The organism is Streptomyces sp. NPDC017676, from assembly GCF_044329325.1.
Taxonomy (GTDB): Bacteria; Actinomycetota; Actinomycetes; order Streptomycetales; family Streptomycetaceae; genus Streptomyces.
Genome location: NZ_JBIRJA010000002.1, coordinates 242,365 through 256,395, shown reverse-complemented (window position 1 = coordinate 256,395; position 14,031 = coordinate 242,365). Strand labels below are relative to the sequence as shown.

The following is a 14,031-nucleotide window of genomic DNA, read 5'->3' as shown; positions in this document are numbered from 1 at the left end:
TCGCACTGCGCACCGCAGCCGCAGCTGTCTGTGGAGGCCTTTCCCTGTGGCATCGAACACCGCGGTACGCACCGTTTACCGACTGTCCGGCGTCTCCCCCGTCACGGAGGCCATGCTGGGTGCTCTGGACATCGAGCTTCTCGACGAGCTCGGTGCCGAGCTGCATGTGCCCGAGGTGCTGGGGGTCCCGGCCGTGTACGTCACCTGCGCGATGGAGCGCACCGAGGCCCCTTGGTGCGCACCCATGTCGCGCACCACCGGCATAACCGTCAGTGAGAGCGTCCGCCGCACCGCTGCCCTGCTTCTGCTCGCCGTCGACGGGACGGTGTACGCCATAGGCTGTGACCAGGGGTACCGACTGATCCCTGATCACCTCAAGGACAAGCGCTTCGGCCTCTCCTTCGCCATCCGGCAGATGGACCCGAACATGATCCGTGGCGCCGTATCGAGATCCCTCGGACAGGCCCGCACCGACATCTCCCTGGTCCCGCGGGGCGCGTCCGTCCCGCTGCTGGGGATTCGTGACCACTCGCGCATCGTGCGGAGCCTGGGCGGAGACCTCGACGACCTGCCGCTCACCCGGTCGCGGTACACGCGGGGAAAGGCGGTCAGCGCCCAGGGCGGATGCGGGCTGAGGATCGCGCTCGGAGTCGAGCCCGCGGCGCTGGTCTCCGACCTGCGGGCCATCGCAAGGATCTGCCGCGAGGACATTCCGCACCAGGAGCTGGAGTTCGTCGACCACATCGTGCCGGTCAGCGACACGAAGACCGTCGACACCCTGGACCAGGCTCTGGACGACCGTCTCGGCCGGCCCGCGGACGGGCTGATCTCCGTCTCCGTCCCCTCCGAACACCACGAGGCGTACGCGGAGGCCACCACGTACCAGACGCAGATCAACAGCACGGGTGCCCTGCGGTCCGATGAGTTCGACCTCGGATACGTTCTCACCCGCGCCCGGCTCGCACCGCCCGGCCGACGCCTCAAGGCGCTGCGCGAGGGCACCGTGACCCTGGCCAGGGACCGCCGGGCGGGGGCCGCCGACACGCTCGCCGTCACCAGCGCGCTGACCTGGCTGGAGACGGGCGTCTCGCTCGGCTCCAGGCGGTTCTTCCTGATGGACGGCGAGTGGTACGAGGCCGGGGCGGCTTACACCGAAGAGTGCCGGGTGACCGTGAGCGCTCTGTTCTCCCCCTCTCCCTCCGTCACCCTTCCCGCCTGGGTGCCCGGTGAGTCGGAGCACGACTACAACAACAGGGTGGCCGATGACCGGCCCGGCTGGCTCTGCCTCGACACCAAGAACGTCGCCAACCCCCTCCGGCCCAGGGACCAGGTCGAGATCTGTGATCTGCTCATGCCCGACGGCACCCTGATCCTCGTCAAGCGGGCAGGCGGCTCCGGTCCGCTGAGTCACTTGTTCAGCCAGGCAAGGGTCGCGGTGGAACTGCTCCAGGAGTCCGCCCGAGTCCGTGCGGACTTCACCGCGAAGGTGGCCCGGCTGAGCGGCGGCGCACGCCTCCTTCCGGATGACTACACGCCCCAGCGGATCGTCCTCGCGATGCTTCTCAAGAACCGCGGGAGCCTGACGCCGGACTCCGTCTTCGGCTTCTCCCAGATCACCGTCGCACAGACCGCGAAGGCGCTGGCAGCACGAGGGGTGACCGTCGAGGTCATCGGCATCCCGGAACGCGGCACCGACGCGGTCGCCCTTCCGCTGCCTGACGTGGGCACCGGTGCAGCGGTCCCCGGCTGAGCCGGCCGGCACCCGGCAGCGGACGGGCGTGCCGCAGCACGTGACCGACGGGATCCAACCCTGGCCGGAAGTGATCGGCCGGGACACCGGGGCGTGCGGTAGTTGTGGTCTTCAACCGCACGGCGATCACCGCACTGCTTCCCTCACACAAGGACGCACGTTCACATGAGTGAGCCCGGACGAGTGACCTTCGGTCTGAAGACCACACCCATGCACGTCGATTACGACGACATCCTCCGGGTGTGGCTGGAGGCCGACGAGATACCCGAGATCGAACACGCCTGGCTGTGGGACCACCTGTTGCCGCTGGCGGGGCCGAAGGACGGGAAGATCTACGAGGGCTGGACGCTCCTGGCCGCGCTGGCCGCGCAGACCCGGCGCCTCCGGCTGGGGCTCCTGGTCACCAGCAACCGCATCCGCCGGCCGGCCGTCCTCGGGAAGATCGCGACCACGGTCGACGTGGTGTCCCGGGGCCGGCTGGTCATGGGCCTCGGGGCGGGCGGTACGCACCAGCCCGCGGGCGCCGGCGGCATGGCCGGTGACAACCCGGCGATCGCCGAGTACGAGGCGTACGGACTCACCCTCGTACCGCCCGCCGAGGGCATCGCGCGCCTGGAGGAGACGATCACCATCCTCAAGCGCATGTGGACCGAGAAGGAGTTCGACTTCGAGGGCCGCTACTACACGCTGAAGGGCAACCGCAACGAGCCCAAGCCCGTCCAGCCCTCGGGCCCGCCCCTGCTCATCGGCGGCTGGGGCGACCGGACGCTGCGGCTGGTGGCGGAGCACGCCGACATCTGGAACATCCCCGGTCCGCCGCACAATCAGCTGGACCTCATCACCGACCGCGCCCGGGTGCTCGACGAGCACTGTGCGGCCATCGGCCGGGATCCGTCCGAGATCAGCAGGTCGGTGCAGGTCGTCATCTCCTACGACGACATCGCGGCGTCCCGCCGGACCGTGCTGGAGCTCGTCCACGCCGGCCTCGACCACATCGTCCTGAGCCTGCCGCGCGGCTATCCGCAGGGCGTGGCCCAGTGGCTGACGGAGGAGATCATCAAGCCGGTGCGGGCGGAGCTCCCCGAGCACTGACGCCCCTTCGTCCGGTGCCCGGTCCGCTCGGCAGGCCGGGCCCCGGACGGACCGTGTGAAGGGCCGGGCGGCCATCGCCACCGGATTCCGGTGGCTCCGGTCACCACGCGTCGCTGACGGGCGAGTCCGCTTCGTGTCGTTCGTGTGCCCCTTGAACGAGACCCCGGCCCGATGTCTGGCAGGACCCGGGTGTGCGCGGGTCACCGGGCCTCAGGGCATTCCCCTGCCGCGCCCTTGAGGATGCGTAGGCGATTCGGGGGCGCCGCCGTTCGGGTGAGGCGTGGTGGGGGCCGCTGTGCGCGGAAACCAAGGAATAAAGAGCCGTCGGCGTCTTCCGGGCGGAACGAATGGACCGATGCGAAGTGGCAGGCTGCTGTCCACCTCGCCAGACTGAAACCGATGGTTCCTGATCAGGAACCGTCCGGCCGGCCATTGGCGATCCATACGTCCTCAGGAGATGTAATGGTGGAGCAGTCCTCCGAGGTCCCCATATCCCGGCCCGACGAAGGCGCCGTCACCCTGAGCGACATCGGGGCCGACAGGGTGCGGACCGAGCGGAAACTAGCGGAAACACTGGCCGAGGTCACCGGCTGCGACGACGTTCCGGCCGAAAGTAACTTCTTCACCGACCTCGGCGCGAATTCCCTGGTGATGGCCCAGTTCTGCGCGCGGCTGAGGAAAAACCCGGACCTTCCCTCGCCGTCCATGCGGGACATCTACCGGCACCCCACCATTCGGAGTCTGACGGCGGCCCTCGTACAGGCCGCGCCCGCCGATACGGCGGTGCCCTCACCGGAACCCGCGCGGCCCCCCGCTCCGGTGACGCGCGCCCGTCCCGCCCACCATCTGCTGTGCGGGACGGCCCAGCTGCTCATCTTCCTGGTGTATTCCCTCGTCTGGGGATTCGTCACCGCCCGGGGGTACGAGTGGATCGCCGCCGGTTCCGGATTCGTCGGCATCTATGTGCGGTCGGTGCTGTTCGGCGGCATCGGTTTCCTCACCCTGTGCATATTTCCGGTCATCGCGAAATGGCTGCTCGTCGGCCGCTGGAAACCCGGTGATTTCCCGATCTGGGGGCCGGCTTATCTGCGCTTCTGGTTCGTGAAGGTCCTGCTGCACGCGAATCCGATGGTGTTCTTCGTCGGGACCCCGCTGTACGTGCTGTACCTGCGGGCGCTGGGCGCGCGGATCGGCAAGGGGGTCACGATCCTCTCCCGCACCGTCCCGGTCTGCACCGACCTGCTGACGGTCGGCGCCGGGACGGTGATCCGCAAGGACGCGTTCCTCCTCTGCTACCGGGCCCACGCGGGCCGGATCCAGACCGGCCGGGTCACGCTGGGCCGGGACGTGTACGTCGGCGAGAAGACCGTCCTGGACATCGGCACCTCGCTGGGCGACGGCGCCCAACTGGGCCATTCCTCCGCGCTGCACAGCGGCCAGGCGGTGCCGGACGGCGAGCGCTGGCACGGCTCCCCGGCGGAGCCCGCCCAGGTCGACTACCTGCGGGTACCGCCGGCCAGGTGCGGCACCGCGCGCCGGGTCTGGTTCGGTGGCCTCACGCTGCTCCAGACGTTCTTCCTGTACCTGCCGCTCACCCTCGGCGGCGTCTACATGCTGTTCACCGAGGTCCCGGCGATCGGCAAGCGACTCGATCCGCAGACGGCGGTGCTGACCCGGCCGGAACTGATCCCGGACGCGCTCGTCGTCTCGCTGGCCCTGTTCTCCGGCTTCCTCGTCCTGGGTGTCGTCGTCCTGTACACCGTTCCCCGCCTGCTGGGTCTGTTCGTGAAACCGGACCGGGTGTATCCGCTGTACGGATTCCACTACACGCTGCACCGGACGGCGGCGCGCATGACGAACATCAAGTTCTTCGCCTGGCTCTTCGGTGACAGCTCGTACATCGTGCATTATCTGCGCGGGCTCGGTTACGACCTGTCACGGGTGGAGCAGACCGGTTCTAATTTCGGCACCGAGATGCAGCACGAGACGCCTTTCATGGTCACGGTCGGAAGCGGAACGATGGTGGCCGACGGACTCTCCGTCATCAACGCCGACTATTCCAGTACGTCCTTCCGCGTGTCCCGGGTGGAGATCGGTCCGCGTAATTTCCTGGGAAACAACATCGCATATCCCGTGGGCGGCAGGACGGGTGAGAACTGCCTGCTCGCCACCAAGGTGATGATTCCCCTCGACGGCGAGGTACGGGAAGGTGTGGGACTGCTCGGTTCGCCGTGTTTCGAGATTCCCCGCTCGGTGGACCGGGACGCCCGGTTCGACCATCTGCGGGAAGGCGACGAACTGCACCGCCACCTCAGTTCGAAGAACCGCTACAACCTGCGCTCGATGGCCCTGATGCTGTGCATGCGCTGGTTCCTCGTCTTCGCGCTCACCCTGTTCGGACTCGCCTCCGTGGACCTGTACGGCGTGGCCGGTCACGTGGTGATCGCCCTGTATCTGGCCATGACGCTCGCGTTCTCCACCGGCTATTACATCCTCGTGGAGCGCTGCCTGACGAGGTTCCGCCCGCTCACCCCCCAACTGTGTTCCATCTACCACCCGATTTTCTGGTGGCACGAGCGCGTGTGGAAAATGCCGAGCCATTATCTCAACATCTTCAACGGGACTCCTTTCAAGGCCCTGGTCTGGCGGCTCCTGGGAGTGCGCATCGGCCGCCGGGTGTTCGACGACGGCTGCTACATCACCGAACGCACCCTGGCCACCATCGGCGACGACTGCACCCTCAACGCCGGGAGCAAGATCCAGTGCCACTCCCAGGAGGACGGCACGTTCAAGTCCGACCGCAGCACGCTGGGCGCCGGCTGCACGCTGGGCGTCGGCGCCCATGTGCACTACGGCGTGACCATGGGCGACGGCTCGGTGCTGGCACCCGATTCCTTCCTCATGAAGGGCGAGGAAGTCCCCCCGAACGCTCAGTGGGGCGGCAACCCGGCCGTGGACATGCCCGCGGCCGGCCACCGGCCCGGCGCCGCGCCCCGGGCCCTGCAAGCGACCGACGCCCCCGCGTCCGTCACGAGGTGAGGAAGGCCATTCGATGGGAACGCGCGTGGAAGCGGTGGAAGCGGTGGAAGCCGACCGGGAGTTCTGGAGCCGTGTGCTGACCGCGGGCGGCAGCACCGCCGTGCCGCGATGGGTCCGGGAGCCGGTGCCAGGAGCGTCGGAGCAGGAGACGCCGGTCCCGGACGACGTGGTGACCTCGGTGCGCGCGCTGGTCCGGCGGTCGGGACTGCCGCTGAGCGCACTGCTGCTGGCGGCGCACGCCAAGGTGCTGGCCGCGCTGTCCGGCGAGCGCGAGGTGGTCACGGGGTACGCCGCCGGAGTGCGCGGCGAGCCGCTGCCGTGCCGGCTGACCGTGCCCCCGGGGTCCTGGCGGGCCCTGGTGTCGGCCGCCGAGCGCGCCGAGGCGGAGGTGCTGGCGCACCGGGAGTTCCCGGTGCCGGAACTGCGGCGGGAGCTGGGGGTGACCGAGCCGTCGTACGAGGCCGTGTTCGGCCCCATGGAGGCCGAGGACGAGCACGCCGACGACGGTGTCCTGCATGTGCGCTGGTGCGACCGGGGCGGCCGGCTGGTGCTGCGCCTGCGGTACCGCACGGACGTGCTGGACGCCGAGAGCGCGGACCGTGTCGGCGGCTACCACCTGAAGGCGCTGCGGCTGCTGGCGGCCGATCCGGACGCCGACCACACGCAGCAGAGCCTGCTGTCGGCCGTGGAGGTGCGGGAGCAGCTGGAAGGGCTGGCGGGGCCGCACCGGGCGCTGCCGGACGCACGCGCGCACGAACTGTTCGAGCAGCGGGTGCGGGCGCATCCGCGGGCGGTGGCCGCGGTGCACGGCGAGCGGGAGTGGACGTACGGGGAGCTGAACGCACGGGCCAACCGGCTGGCGCGGGCGCTGCTGGCCCGCGGGGTGGGCCGGGAGGACGTGGTCGCCGTCGTCACCGAACGGAACCTGGACTGGCTGGCGGCGACGCTGGCGGTGTTCAAGGCGGGCGGGGCGTACCTGCCGATCGAGCCGCACTTCCCGGCCGGCCGTATCGCGGCGACGCTGTCGCGGGCGGGGTGCCGGCTGGTCCTCACCGAGTCCGGCAGCACCGGGACCCTCGACCAGGCGCTGGCCACCGTACCGGACGCAGAGAAGCTGCTGGTCGAGACGGCGTACGCGGAACCGCACGCCGACGACGACCTCGGGGTGCGGGTCGATCCCGGTCAGCTCGCCTACATCTTCTTCACCTCCGGTTCCACCGGCGAGCCGAAGGGCGCGATGTGCGAGCACGCGGGTCTGCTCAACCACCTGTTCGCCAAGATCGACGACCTGGGGATCGGCGAGGGGTCCGTGGTGGCGCAGACCGCCCCGCAGTGCTTCGACATCTCCCTGTGGCAGCTCGTGTCCGCGCTGCTGGTCGGCGGGCGGACCCTGCTCATCGGCCAGGACGTGGTCGTGGACGTGGAGCGGTTCGTCGACACGCTGGTGCGGGGCCGGGTCGCCGTGACCCAGCTCGTGCCCTCCTACCTGGAGGTCGTGGTCTCGTACCTGGAGCAGCGCCCGCGCGAGCTGCCGGACCTGCGGTGGGTGTCGGTGACCGGTGAGGCGCTGAAGCGGGAGCTGGTGCAGCGCTGGTTCGCGCTCCAGCCGGGCATCAGGCTGCTCAACGCCTACGGGCTGACGGAGACCTCGGACGACACCAACCACGAGGTCCTGGACGGCGTACCCGACCGCGTGCTGCTGGGACGCGCGGTCAACAACGTGCGCGTGTACGTCGTGGACGAGCAGCTCGCGCTGGTGCCCCTGGGCGCTCCCGGGCTGATCGCGTTCTCCGGGGTCTGTGTGGGCCGGGGGTACGTCAACGATCCCGAGCGGACCCGGGAGGCCTACCGGACGGACCCGTACCGGCCCGGGGAGCGGCTGTACCTGGGCGGCGACTGGGGGCGCTGGCACCCCGGCGGCAAGCTGGAGTTCCTCGGCCGCCGGGACAGCCAGGTCAAGATCCGCGGCTTCCGGATCGAGATCGGCGAGATCGAGAACACCCTGCTGCGGGTGGACGGGGTGCGGGACGGTGCGGTGGTCGTCGTCGAGCGGGGCGGCGGGAACACCCAGCTGATCGCCTTCCACTCCGGCCGGCGTCACGAGCCGGACGTGCTGCGCGAGGCGCTCGCGGCGGCGCTGCCCGCCTACATGGTCCCGGCGGCATTCCACTGGCGGGAGAGCCTGCCGCTGACCGCCAACGGCAAGATCGACCGCAAGGCCCTGACCGCGGAGGCCGCGCGGACGGGCACCGGACCCGACGCGGCGGCCGGCGCGGACCGGGACGCGTTCAGCCCGACCGAGCGGCGGCTGGCGGCGGCCTGGGCCGAACTGCTGGGGGTGCCCGAGCACCGGATCGGCCGGACGGACCACTTCTTCGACTCGGGCGGCACCTCGCTGTCGGCCGTCAAGCTCAGCATCGCGCTCGACCGCGCGGTCTCCCTGCGGGACATCACCCGGCACCCCGTGCTCGCCGATCTGGCCGCGCTCCTCGACGGCGCCGCCCGGCAGCGCCCGGAGCTGCTCCAGCCCCTGTCGGACCCGGACGGCGCCGCGGAGTGCGCGCTGGTCTGCTTCCCCTACGCGGGCGGCAACGCGGTCAACTACCGGCCGATGGCGGCCGCGCTGGCGGGCAGTGGTCTCGCGGTCCTCGCGGTGGACCTGCCGGGCCACGACCTGGCGGCGCACCGGGAGCCGTTCGCGTCGATCGCGGACGTCGCGGCACAGGTCGCCGACGAGATCACGGCGCGCGGCCTGACCAGGGTCATGCTGTGGGGGCACTCGTCGGGCGCCGCACCGGCCGTGGAGACGGCCAGGACGCTCCAGGAGCGCGGTGTGCGGGTCACGCGGGTGTTCCTCGGGGCGCAGCTGCTCGGCACGGCCGAGGACCGCGGTGCCGCCGTCGCCGAGCTGACGGGCCTGAGCGACGCGGAGATCGCGGCGCGGCTGACCGCGGACAGCGGCTACACCGAGCTCGCCGAACTGAACGCGCGGCACGCCGAGCACATCGGTGCCGCCTACCGGCACGACTGCGTGTCCGCCCACCGCTACTTCCAGGCGGTCCTGCACGCCCCGCCGCCGGTGAAGCTGGCCGCGCCGGTCTCGGTGGTGGTCGCCGCCGACGACCCGCACACCGCCGGCCACGCCGACCACCACCGCGACTGGCTGCTCCTGGCCGAGCACGTGGATTGGCACGAACTGGCGGACGGGGGTCACTACTTCCTCCGCACCCGCCCGGCCGAGGCCGCGCACGCCGTTCTGAGCGCGGCCGTCCCCCTGGCCTCCACCTGACCCGTACGCCATGCGACGGGCGACCGAAAGGAAAACCGAGATGCCGTCCTCATCCCTGGCAGCACCGCTCGACGTGGAGCTGCGGCCGGACAGACCAGCGCTGCTGCGCGTGGACCGGCCCGCCGACGTCGCGAGCTGGGCGGCCGAACACCGCGAGGCGTTGCGGGCACAGGTCACCGAGCACGGGGCGCTGCTCGTGCGCGGGCTCGGCCTGAAGGACCCGGACCAGGTCGGTGCCGTCTTCGCACGGCTGGCCGGGACGCTCATGCCGGAGCGGGAGGCCTTCGCCCCCCGGGAGGACCACGGCCACGGCCTGTACTCCTCCATGCCCTGGCCGGCCAACCAGCCGATGTGCATGCACCACGAGCTGAGTTACCCGCTCCAGGTACCCGGCCTGCTGCTGTTCGCGTGCCTGACCGCGCCCGAGCAGGGCGGGGCGACCGCGGTCGCCGACGCCGAGCAGGTCCTCCGGGCGCTGCCGGCCGAGCTGACCGAGCGGTTCGAGCGGGAGGGCTGGCTTCTGACCCGCAGCTACAACGAGGAGATCGGGGCGTCCCTGGCGGAGTCGTTCGGCACCGACGACCGTGCCGCGATCGAGCAGTACTGCCGGGCCAACGCCATCGACTTCCGCTGGCAGGACGACGGGTCGCTGCGCACCGAGCAGCGCCGCTGCGCCGTCGTACGGCACCCGGTCACCGGCCGGAAGTGCTGGTTCAACCAGATCGCGTTCCTCAACGAGTGGACGCTGGCCCCGGAGGTGCGCGAGTACCTGGTGGACGAGTACGGCGCCGACAGCCTGCCGTTCAACACCCGGTACGGCGACGGCAGCCCGATCGGCGAGGACGTCGTCCAGCTGCTGAACGCCACCTACGAGGAGCACACCCGGCGCGAGCCCTGGCAGGCCGGTGACCTGATGCTCGTGGACAACATCGGCTCGGCGCACAGCCGGGAGGCGTTCACGGGCGACCGGCAGGTGCTGGTCGGCATGGCCGAGCCGCGACGCCTGGCCGACTCCTGCCCGACGGGGGAGGCGAGCCGTCGATGACCGACATGCTGTCGACCGCCACCGAGGCGGACACGCCCCACCCGGGATCGGCGCCCTCCTTCGCGGTGATCTCCGGCAAGCAGGTGGAGCAGGCCCTCGGCGGGCGCGAGCAGGAGCTGGTGGACCTGGTGGAGGCCACCTACCGGCTGCACGGTGCCGGGGACTCGGTCAACCCGCCCTCGTACTTCCTGCGCTTCCCCGACCGTCCGACGGCCCGGATCATCGCGCTCCCCGCCTCCATCGGCGGCCCCGCGCGGGTGGACGGCCTGAAGTGGATCTCCAGCTTCCCCGACAACGTACGGACGGGGCTGCCCCGGGCCTCCGCGGTGCTGATCCTCAACGACCACGACACGGGCTACCCGTTCGCGTGCCTGGAGAGTTCCGTCATCAGCGCCACCCGGACCGCGGCCTCCGCGGCGCTGGCGGCCGACTGGCTCAGCCGGACCCGGAGCCGCCCCCGCCGTGTCGGGTTCTTCGGCACCGGCCTGATCGCCCGGTACATCCACACGTTCCTGGCCGGTTCCGGCTGGACCTTCGACGCCGTCGGCGTGCACGACCTGTCCCCCGACAGCACCGCCGGCTTCTGCGGCTACCTGCGCCAGGCGGGCGCCACCGGTGAGGTCACCGTCCACGACAGCGCCGAGGACCTGGTCCGCTCCAGCGACCTCGTGGTCTTCGCCACCGTCGCCGGCCGGCCCCATGTCACGGCCCCCGGCTGGTTCGCCCACAACCCCCTGGTGCTGCACGTGTCGCTGCGCGACCTCGCGCCCGAGATCCTGCTCGCCTCGGCGAACTTCGTGGACGACGTGGAGCACTGCCTGAAGGCGGACACCTCCCCGCACCTGGTCGAGCAGCGCACCGGGAACCGCGACTTCCTCAACGGGACCCTGTACGACGTGCTGCAAGGACGGGCCGCCCCGCCCGGCGACCAGCCGGTGATCTTCTCGCCCTTCGGCCTGGGCGTCCTCGACCTGGCCGTCGGCAAGTACGTCTACGACCAAGTGGCCAGGGCGGGAGAACTCCGCCTCATCGACGACTTCTTCCACGATCTGCGCCGGTACGGCTGAGGCCGTCGCCCTCAGCCCTGGGACCAGGAGGCCTGCCGTGCCCGTCATCTCCGCTCCCCACGCCTTCAACGAAGGAAGTCTCTTCATCGATCTGGAATCGATATTCGGACACCGCCTCTACCTCAAGTGCGAGGGCTTCAACTTCGCCGGCTCCATCAAGCTGAAGGCCGCGAAGGAGATGGTGGAGAGCGCCGAGCGGGAAGGATCCCTGACGCCGGATTCCATCCTCGTGGAGTCCTCGTCCGGAAACCTGGGCGTCGCGCTCAGCATGATCGCCGCCAGCAAGGGCTACCGGTTCCTGTGCGTGACGGACTCCCGGTGCAACCTGTCGACGAAACTGCTGATGGAAGCCCTCGGCAGCCACGTGCACGTCGTGACCGACCTGGACGCGGGCGGCGGCTTCCTGGGCACGCGGCTCGAATACGTCCGCTCGCTGTGCGCGTCCGACGACCGCTACGTGTGGCTCAGCCAGTACACCAACGCGGGCAACTGGCGGGCGCACTTCCGCACGACGGCACCGGAGATCGCCGTCCACTTCCCGCGCCTGGACGTGCTGTTCGTCGGGACGGGCACCGCCGGGACGCTGATGGGCTGCGCCCGCTACTTCCGCAAGTGGCACCGGCCGGTGCGGATCGTCGCCGTGGACAGCGTGGGCTCGGTGGCCTTCGGCGGCACGCCCGGCCGCCGGATGATCCCGGGCCTGGGCATGAGCATGCGCCCCCCGCTGCTCGACGAGGAGTACGTGGACGAGGTGATCCGGGTGGAGGAGGCGGACACCATCCGCACCTGCCACCGGCTGGCCCGACGGGGCTTCCTGTTCGGCGGCTCCACGGGCACCGTGGTGAGCGCCGCGACGGACTGGCTGGCCCGGCACGGCACCCGTGACCTCACGGCGGTGGCGATAGCCCCCGACCTCGGCGAGCGCTACCTCGACACCATCTACCAGAGCAACTGGCTGCAGGATCTCTACGGCGAGCACCTGCTGGACTCCGCCCAGATCCACACCGCCTGGGAGGAGAACTCCGCGTCACGCGCGCCGGGGCACCACCGAGGAGCGTAGCGACCCGCGTCAGCCGACCGGCTCCGGTTCCGGAGCGGGGGCCGGCCACGGGATCCGGAAGGCGGTCGCCGTGACGATCAGTGCGGAGGCCGCCACCGTGGCCATGCCCACCGTCAGGTTCGCCGCGCCGGCGACGAAGCCGATCAGGGCGGGACCGGCCAGCAGGCCCGTGGTGCCCATCGCGGCGACCAGCGCCAGCGCGTCCGCGCCACGGCCGGCCGCCGCCACGTACACGCACGGGGTGACGGCCGCCGCGCCGAGGCCGACGCAGGCGAAGCCGAGCAGTGTGGGCACCACTCCCCCGGTGAGCAACGCGAGGGCGAGGCCCACGGCGGCCACCGCGCTGCCGGCCCGCACCACGCGTCCGTCGCCCCAGCGGGTGCGCCAGCGGTCCGCCCAGGCGCGGGCCAGCAGCATCATCACGGAGACGACCGCGATGCCGAGCGGGGCGACGGTCGCCGACGCCTTCACTACGTCCTTCATGTAGAGCGTCGACCAGTCGTTCATCGCGCCCTCGGTGATCGTGCCGAAGGCCATGGCGCAGCCCATGAGGAGGGTCGTGCCGGAGGGCAGGCCCCGGCGGCCACGGCGCTTCGGTCCCTCCGGGGCCGCGGCGTCCGGCTCCCGGTGGGTCAGCAGCCCCGGGCGGGCGCCGGCGAGCAGGAGCAGCAACAGGATCCCGGCCACGGCGAAGTGCGCCGGTACGGACGCGGTCAGCGTGGTCACGCCGGAGGTCAGCAGGGCGGCGGCGAGCAGCCCGCCGCTGAAGGTGGCGTGCAGCTGGGACATGGCCGTACGCCCGTGGGTGCTCTCCAGCGCGGCGCCCTGCGCGTTCATGGCCACGTTGAGGCAGCCGACCGCGACACCGTCGGCGCACACGGCCAGCAGCGCGAGCGGGTAGTCCGGTACGACCGACAGGGCGGCCAGGACCCCGATCAGGGCCGCGGCGGACAGGAGGGACAGCAGGCGGGAGCCGAGCCGCCGCATCAGGACGGCGACCAGCGGGAAGGAGGCCGCCGCTCCGGCCCCGCAGGCCATCAGCAGCAGCCCCACCTCGCCGGCGCCCAGGTCCAGCCGGGTCTTCAGCGCGGGCAGCCGGGACACCCAGGTGCCGTACTGGAAGCCGAGGAAGCAGAACAGCGCCGCGATCGACCACTTGGCGCGCCGGAAGGACGGTGCGGTCATCAGCTCGCCTTCCGCAGGGCCGCGAGCTGTGCCGACATGTACACCGCGCCGCTGCCGTAGCCGGCCGGCACCCGCGCCTCGTGGTGGGGGCGGTAGCCGTTGGCCCGCCAGAAGGGTTCCTTGCCGGCGATCGCGACCAGCGACATGGTCGCGAAGCCCCGGGCGCGGGCGGTGTCCGTGAGGTGCCGGACCAGCCGGGTGCCCAGGCCCCGGCGCCGCAGCGGCGCGCTGACGACCAGGTCGTGCAGATGGAGGTTGGTGGCGTGGTGGGCGACCCGTTCCGGGCCGGTCAGGTCGGGACAGCGCAGCCGCGGGTACGGCAGGGCGAGGACGTAGCCCGCGATCCGGCCGTCGAGGTCCAGGACGAAGCCGGTGCCCGACGAGACCCGGGACCGCAGGGCGGCCTCGCCCTCGGTGAGCGAGGTGTCCGCGTACGCCCCGGCCTCCAGGGCGGCGACCTCGGGCCAGTCGGCCTCGGTGATGCCCCGTATGAGGCCTGTCATC

At 71.2% G+C, this 14,031-nt stretch carries 9 protein-coding genes; 7 read left to right on the top strand and 2 right to left on the bottom strand.

Going from position 1 to position 14,031, the window contains the following annotated elements; translation table 11 throughout:
• The first annotated feature begins 46 nt into the window (after positions 1-46).
• The 7 genes from ACH4LD_RS05455 (at position 47) to sbnA (ending at position 12,342) form a co-directional block, all read left to right on the top strand.
• Entirely contained in the window at positions 47-1,750 is a 1,704-nt protein-coding gene (locus ACH4LD_RS05455) for a TIGR04141 family sporadically distributed protein (protein WP_398054423.1), read from the top strand.
• A gap of 165 nt (positions 1,751-1,915) precedes the next feature.
• Positions 1,916-2,842: an LLM class flavin-dependent oxidoreductase gene (locus ACH4LD_RS05450; protein ID WP_398054424.1), complete on the top strand. Its 927-nt coding sequence runs from the start codon at positions 1,916-1,918 to the stop codon at positions 2,840-2,842.
• 462 nt (positions 2,843-3,304) lie between these two features.
• Positions 3,305-5,881, top strand: coding sequence for a Pls/PosA family non-ribosomal peptide synthetase (locus ACH4LD_RS05445; protein WP_398054425.1), 2,577 nt, complete (start codon positions 3,305-3,307; stop codon positions 5,879-5,881).
• Positions 5,882-5,894: 13 nt separating this feature from the next.
• Positions 5,895-9,170 (top strand): amino acid adenylation domain-containing protein, encoded by a 3,276-nt coding sequence (locus ACH4LD_RS05440; protein ID WP_398054426.1) that lies wholly within the window; start codon positions 5,895-5,897, stop codon positions 9,168-9,170.
• Between the two features lie 40 nt (positions 9,171-9,210).
• Positions 9,211-10,215, top strand: a complete 1,005-nt coding sequence (locus ACH4LD_RS05435) for a TauD/TfdA family dioxygenase (protein WP_398054427.1) — start codon at positions 9,211-9,213, stop codon at positions 10,213-10,215.
• Positions 10,212-11,282 carry a 2,3-diaminopropionate biosynthesis protein SbnB gene (gene sbnB, locus ACH4LD_RS05430; protein WP_132783234.1) on the top strand — a complete coding sequence of 357 codons (1,071 nt, stop codon included), beginning with the start codon at positions 10,212-10,214 and terminating at the stop codon, positions 11,280-11,282. The genes ACH4LD_RS05435 and sbnB overlap by 4 nt, the downstream gene beginning before the upstream one ends.
• Positions 11,283-11,319: 37 nt before the next feature.
• On the top strand, positions 11,320-12,342 hold the full coding sequence (sbnA, locus tag ACH4LD_RS05425; protein WP_398054428.1) for a 2,3-diaminopropionate biosynthesis protein SbnA: 1,023 nt from the start codon (positions 11,320-11,322) through the stop codon (positions 12,340-12,342).
• A gap of 9 nt (positions 12,343-12,351) precedes the next feature.
• On the opposite strand, the gene ACH4LD_RS05420 is transcribed toward sbnA, so the two are convergent.
• Positions 12,352-13,527, bottom strand: a complete 1,176-nt coding sequence (locus ACH4LD_RS05420; RefSeq protein ID WP_398054429.1) for an MFS transporter — start codon at positions 13,525-13,527, stop codon at positions 12,352-12,354.
• Positions 13,527-14,030: a GNAT family N-acetyltransferase gene (locus tag ACH4LD_RS05415; protein ID WP_132783237.1), complete on the bottom strand. Its 504-nt coding sequence runs from the start codon at positions 14,028-14,030 to the stop codon at positions 13,527-13,529. Before ACH4LD_RS05415 ends, ACH4LD_RS05420 begins: the two co-directional genes overlap by 1 nt.
• Position 14,031 lies beyond the last annotated feature (1 nt).

Excerpts from the sequence above, each read along its gene's own strand:
- ACH4LD_RS05450 (WP_398054424.1), top strand. The coding sequence starts at position 1,916 with ATGAGTGAGCCCGGACGAGTGACCTTCGGTCTGAAGACCACACCCATG.
- ACH4LD_RS05445 (WP_398054425.1), top strand. The coding sequence starts at position 3,305 with ATGGTGGAGCAGTCCTCCGAGGTCCCCATATCCCGGCCCGACGAAGGC.
- ACH4LD_RS05440 (WP_398054426.1), top strand. The coding sequence starts at position 5,895 with ATGGGAACGCGCGTGGAAGCGGTGGAAGCGGTGGAAGCCGACCGGGAG.
- ACH4LD_RS05435 (WP_398054427.1), top strand. The coding sequence starts at position 9,211 with ATGCCGTCCTCATCCCTGGCAGCACCGCTCGACGTGGAGCTGCGGCCG.
- sbnB (WP_132783234.1), top strand. The coding sequence starts at position 10,212 with ATGACCGACATGCTGTCGACCGCCACCGAGGCGGACACGCCCCACCCG.
- ACH4LD_RS05420 (WP_398054429.1), bottom strand. The coding sequence starts at position 13,527 with ATGACCGCACCGTCCTTCCGGCGCGCCAAGTGGTCGATCGCGGCGCTG.
- ACH4LD_RS05415 (WP_132783237.1), bottom strand. The coding sequence starts at position 14,030 with ATGACAGGCCTCATACGGGGCATCACCGAGGCCGACTGGCCCGAGGTC.